This is a genomic window from Catenovulum sp. 2E275 (assembly GCF_025515275.1).
Lineage (GTDB): Bacteria > Pseudomonadota > Gammaproteobacteria > Enterobacterales > Alteromonadaceae > Catenovulum.
Genome location: NZ_JAOPFU010000046.1, coordinates 22,702 through 28,701, shown reverse-complemented (window position 1 = coordinate 28,701; position 6,000 = coordinate 22,702). Strand labels below are relative to the sequence as shown.

Sequence of the window (6,000 nt, the reverse complement as noted above, 5' to 3'; positions counted from 1 at the left end):
AAGCCAATCGTCAAAGCGAGCCTAATATAGGGTCGTTATGTAAACTTATTATTATAAAAATCAAATAAAATCAGACTGTTAATTTATATCATCTCTATGAAACTAATACCTTGTTAAAAACAAAGCGAGAAATAATTTGAGTTTTTGGCGTATCGCCATTTATAACGGTGTAAATAATCAGTATTTAAGGTTGGAGGATTTATTGATGGCTAAATCTCAATTTTTTGAATTAATTAGAATGGAGCTCTAAGCGAAATTTGACTTACTTAAATCGTCGATACCCTAAAAGGGTAACCTATGTGAACTTTGAGTCTTAGAGTCGGCGCTCATCTAAAAACTAATTAAGATCTGCTTTTCGCTCTAATAATCTGTGAGCAAAAAGCAATTTTAAATAAGTTTGCTTATTAACTTTTATCAATTAAGCCTGAACGATCCGCTATTTGGGTTTGAAAACCATCAATACTGGTTTGATTTTTCTTAAGCCAATAAGCTTCTATTCCAGATTTTCCTTGTTTGTCTGACCAGTTTGCTAAATCGGTTCTATCATCCTGATAATCAAAATAAGGCACTGACATGCCGCAAGATGATTGCACTAGCTCAATATCCAACAACACAATCTGGCGGGCAGCAACACTGTGCGGGAATAAGTTTATATAACTTCCCCATTGTTCATCGCCCTGATGCAAAGCGACCGCGTTACCATACGCTCGTAAAATCAGTGGGGCACCATCAAATGCACAAAACATAAGTGTCATTCTGGGGGTATTTAATAAATGGGCGGCAGTTTCATTGCCACTACCGGTTAAATTTAACCAAACAATTTGTTTTGAATTTAATACTCTGAGTGAGTCTCCGCCCTTTGGGGATATATTGACATTGCCCGACTGGGCGGCTGTACCAACAAAAAATATTTTTTGTTGGTTAATAAATTCAATATGTTGGTCGGATAATTCTGAAAATTGTTTACCCATTTAGCACTTCCTATGTTTGAGTATTATTTAACTGGCGGTTTGTAACCCCATTTAAATACCACAAACTTTAACGGTTTGTCACCTGTATTACTAATACCATGCATATCCCAAGGTTTGGCATATAAAATATCACCGGCTTTTGCAGCAAAAGTTTTACCTTTTACACTCCATGTCCCTTCACCTTCTAATACCATTAAATATTCTTCTTCGTAATGTTCGTGAGGCGGATGAATTTCCATACCTGGGTTAATCACAGCAACTGCGGTTAGTGCATCTTTAGTTGCATAAGATTCGCCTTCAAAGTAGCTAATCAGTTTACCCCATTCAAATTTCTCTACTTTGGCATTTTTTTCACTCACGACCGAAGTATCAATATCCAGTTTAGGCTGGGCTAAAACAGAACAGCTCATGCCGATGGTTAAAATGGCTAAATAATGTTTGAGTTTCATAATTATCCTTATTCAAGTTTATGTGAATTTAAAATGAAAACGTTTTAATTTTAAGTCTATCCATTAAAACTAACAAGCAAACTTGCCGGTTTAGGATGAACTAAAACCGGCTTTTAATATTTGGGTTAATTATTTTTCCGCTGGCGGTAGCGATAAAATATAGGCTGCAATTTTGAGTCTGGTTGCTTCATCTAAAAAATTATGCGCAGGCATAATATGCTCTCCCCACTTTCCACTACTGCCTGTTGCGATAGTCGTTGCAATATAGTGTTTAGCATCGGTTTGAGCGCCGTATTTAGCCGCAACTTTAGCAAAAGCGGGGCCAACCGAAGCGTCATATTCAGTATGGCAAGCAATACAGGCTGTATCTTTAGTGATTTGTTTACCTTGAGCTATTAATAAACGAGCCTGATGGTCTAAATCTGAGGTTGTTTTTTCAGATAATGCTTCTGGTTTTACTGCCGAATCATCCACCCATTTTTTAAGTTCACCTTGGTTAAACTCAATAACGGACAGTTGAGCTTCAGCTTTGCTTGGCCACCACTGAGCGCCGTATTCAAGTACCCAAATCCGGCCATCTGCTGCAATTTTTAAATCCAGTGGACCACCTAATTTAATATCTGATGCTAGGTTTTCAATTTTCACTACATCATCAAATTCATCCAGACTCACCACTTTAAGCCAACCGCGCATAAAATCACTAATAATCAATTTATGTTGATAATACTCAGGATAAGCTAGCTGTTTTTCTGCCGGATAAACACCAGCAACCAAAGCATTTCGTCCCCCTTGACCTAGCTCCGGGAAACGCTCAGATCGGGCATACGGATACCAAATTAAAGCGCTTTGAGCCTCAGGTAATACTTTTAAACCTGTATTACGGGGAGAAAAATTTTCAACCGCAAGTGGATTAAATAATTTACCTGATTTCTGGTTTTTATAATCGTACATCCGGTATGGAATATTATTGCCAATAATTGCTGGCCAGCCAAAAAATCCAGCCTGAGAGACTTTATTGATTTCATCGTAACCACGCGGGCCAAATGTTTCAGTGTCGGCTTTACCGTCCGGTCCAATATCACCAAAATATAGGTCTCCATTCGCGTTATCTACCGCAATTGTATAAGGGTTACGTACGCCCATCACATAAATTTCGGCTCGTCCCTGATCGGCTGAGGTAAATAAGTTTCCGCTAGGAATACTATAGCCGCCTTGTTTATCCGGCGTAATTCGTAAAATTTTACCGCGTAAATCTTGCGTATTAGCCGATGTTCTTAATGCATCATGATATTTACGATCTTCAATATTGCTGATTGGGCCTGAATCATTTGATTCAAATGGGTTGGTATTATCCCCTATCGCAATATATAAATTACCTTGGTTATCAAACTCTAAATTACCACCTGTATGGCAACAGGTATTATCGAACGGAATTTCAAATAAGACTTGTTCTGAACTTAAATCCAGTTTTTTATCAATCACTTTAAACTGAGAAAGCCTTTGCAGCAGCTCTGCATTTCCCGATTTATCTGGCGTATCGTACATTAAATAAATAAGCTGATTATGCAAAAAATCTGGATCTAACGTGACGGCCACTAAACCAAATTCTGATTTTTCACCGGCACCAAATACCTTGAATTCAGCCATTACATGATGTGTTTTTTGCTGAATATCTACCCATAATAATCGCCCATTGCGTTCGGTAATAATGGCTGCTGAATAATCTGAAATTAAATCAAAACTCACTGGCTCTTTTAAATCTTTAACAATCACATTTTGTTGAAAGCGGCGGGGATCAGGTCGTGACTTAGTGTAATCTAGCGGATTTTTCTGACCGATTGCATAACGTAAACCACCAGCTAAATGCTCTAAAAATAACGCATTTTGATAAGTCACTTTACTGTGCCCTATACCGGTATAAAACGCTCGCCCACCATCAAATTCGTGATACCAAGCAATGGGATGATAAGCCCCGTGTAAACCACCTTGATAACTGCGCTCATCCAAAGTAATTAAATCGTGGCGACGATCCGATAAACTCACAAAATCATACCATTCATCGACTAAACTAAATTTTTCCGGCAAGGTTTCTGTCGCCGGATGATTTGCATTAACCACCTTTAACTGCGCTTTTTGCACATTAGACGGATCGCCCGGATGTGATTTAAATACCCCACCCACTAAACGGCGATACCAGTACCAATCGCCAGTTTCATGCTCGGTATCTGTTGCAGAATGAACCCCAACAAAACCACCACCGGCTTGGATATATCTTTCCATCGCAATTTGCTGCGGCTGATTTAATACATCTCCGGTTGTATTAACAAATACCACAGCCGCCATGTTTTTTAATGTGTCATCGGTAAATAAATTGGCATCTTCACTGACAACCGGAGTGAGCCCTTGTTGGGTTACTAAATCGGCGATTGTTTTAGTGGCAACTTCAATTGAGTCGTGTCGCCAACCTGCGGTTTTAGAAAAAATCAATACCGAATCAGGCTGTAAGACTGATTTAGTGGTTAGCTGATTATCTTGTTTAGCGCTGTTAGCTTCTGCCAAATTTTCTGATTTATCTGCTTGCTGACACGCGCTGAGCGTAAAAATAAAGCAGGCAGACCACAATAAATGAGTAAATTTAAATAATTTCATTAGCACTCTGGATAATTAATAATTTTAATAGAATTACAATATTTAATATAAAAAAGGGGTTATTCAAAATGAATTAACTCAAAAAATAAATTTTTGTTACTTAAATATAAAAGATTGGAAACTTTTATGATTAAACCGGCTTAATAATAAGCCGATTAGTCGAGTTTCATGCACTGTGATATTTGGTTTAACCTAAGCCAAAATTTTCACGATAAAGCTAAATAACTAAAATGGCTGAGTTTAACGCTACCTTTTCCGGCACTATAAATACCGATTTTTAAACTTAAAAAGTCGCCAAATACATTATGATTAATTCCGGATACTTCCATTCTAGTTGGGTGTCTGTGCCAGTTTTTACCATCATCAAATGAGTAATGATAAGTCACCACCTGTTGGTCATTAGTGATTCTAAACCGAACCTGTCTGCGGTTATTATTGACTGCAATTCGTGCCCATTGCTGCTCTTGTGCATACTGAAATGATTTAATTGAATCACCATCAAACCCCATACCAACAAAAGCTTTATGATTATAAAAAAGTAATAACCCGCCTTCGGCATTATCTTCCAGTTCAATACTTATTTCGGCCTGATAAGCTCTGTCCTGCGCAATACAACACATAGGTGAAGAATCAATCGGTGAGTTACCTTTGGCGGCTAAACGTAAGTATTGACGGGCAAAATGTACCCGCTTCATTTCTTGCTCGGCCGGTTGATGAAACGCCCATAACACACCAAATCTATTTTGACTAAAATCGTCAGATAAAGGCATTCCATGTTTACCTTCTATCTGGTTTGATGTTACCGGCTTAGGCAAAGGTTTAGATAAATCGCCGCCTTTGGCAACAAACCAACCATCTTCTGTCCATTCAATTGGCTCTAATAAAGTTTGTCGCCCTAAAGTGCGGTATCCGTTTTCATAACCATGATAAACCATCCACCACTGGCCATTTTTTGCCTCAACTAAAGTTGCGTGTCCGCGCGACCACCAAGGTTCAGCTTCTGATAAAGTACGCACCAGCGGATTATGCGGGCAATGTTCCCACGGCCCATGAATTGATTTTGAACGAGCAGCAATAACCATGTGGCCTGTTACTGGGCCTGCGGTACCGCCAACCGCTGTCACTAAATAAAACCAATCACCTTTACGGGTAATTTTAGGGCCTTCGGGCGCAAAATTTTCAACAATCCAATGATCTGGATAACGCCAAGGGCTATAAGCATGTTCTAACTGACCATCGGTTGCCAAACCATCATCCGTTAATTTAATTTTCCGAATACCATTAACAAATAAATATCGCTTACCGTCTTCTCCAACCGCATGTCCGGGATCAATACAGGCTTCAATATTTAAATCTATCGGATCACTCCATGGGCCTTTAATATCATCCGCCCAAATAACATAAGTTGACCAAGGTTTACCGGGCGCTGCAGCCGGAATGTAAACATAATAGCGACCATTATGTTTACATAAATCCAGCGCCCAAACTGTACCGATATTTTTATATAATGCAGGTCCTACTGGTTGCCAGTTTACTAAATCTTTTGAATGCCAGATCACAATGCCGGGATACGAGTTAAACGATGAAAACGTCATATAATAATCATCACCGTCTTTTAATAATGTGGGATCTGGGTGATCACCCGCTAAAATAGGATTTAAAAAAGTACCATCGCCCAGGTCTGCTTTTCGCTGGTTTTCAATGCCACGTCCCCACTCAGGTTTAAATTGACCAGCATTGCAGTGGGTTAATAAAGCGGTAGGCTCTGTTGCAAATAAATTTAAAGGTGAAATGGCTACGCCAGCCGCCGCAGCTTTAAATAAAGTTCTTCGGTTAATGTTTTGCATAAACTGTCTCTTGCTGATTGGTTTAATTATTAAAGCTAAAATTTAAGCTTAGTGCTTGTTGGCTCAGTTTATGTAAATAGTGCA

At 38.9% G+C, this 6,000-nt stretch carries 4 protein-coding genes; all 4 read right to left on the bottom strand.

The window, feature by feature from the left end; genetic code table 11:
- Positions 1 to 404: 404 nt before the first annotated feature.
- A complete protein-coding gene (locus N7931_RS16385; RefSeq protein ID WP_262795429.1) occupies positions 405 to 971 on the bottom strand; it encodes a pyridoxamine 5'-phosphate oxidase family protein in 567 nt (188 codons plus the stop codon).
- 23 nt (positions 972 to 994) lie between these two features.
- The gene (locus N7931_RS16380) at positions 995 to 1,420 is read right to left on the bottom strand and encodes a cupin domain-containing protein (protein ID WP_262795428.1); all 426 of its coding nucleotides are present in this window, start codon (positions 1,418 to 1,420) and stop codon (positions 995 to 997) included.
- Positions 1,421 to 1,549: 129 nt separating this feature from the next.
- Complete coding sequence (locus N7931_RS16375; RefSeq protein WP_262795427.1) at positions 1,550 to 4,069, bottom strand: ThuA domain-containing protein; 2,520 nt, start codon at positions 4,067 to 4,069, stop codon at positions 1,550 to 1,552.
- Positions 4,070 to 4,275: 206 nt separating this feature from the next.
- Positions 4,276 to 5,916 carry a family 43 glycosylhydrolase gene (locus N7931_RS16370; RefSeq protein WP_262795426.1) on the bottom strand — a complete coding sequence of 547 codons (1,641 nt, stop codon included), beginning with the start codon at positions 5,914 to 5,916 and terminating at the stop codon, positions 4,276 to 4,278.
- Between the last annotated feature and the right edge of the window lie 84 nt (positions 5,917 to 6,000).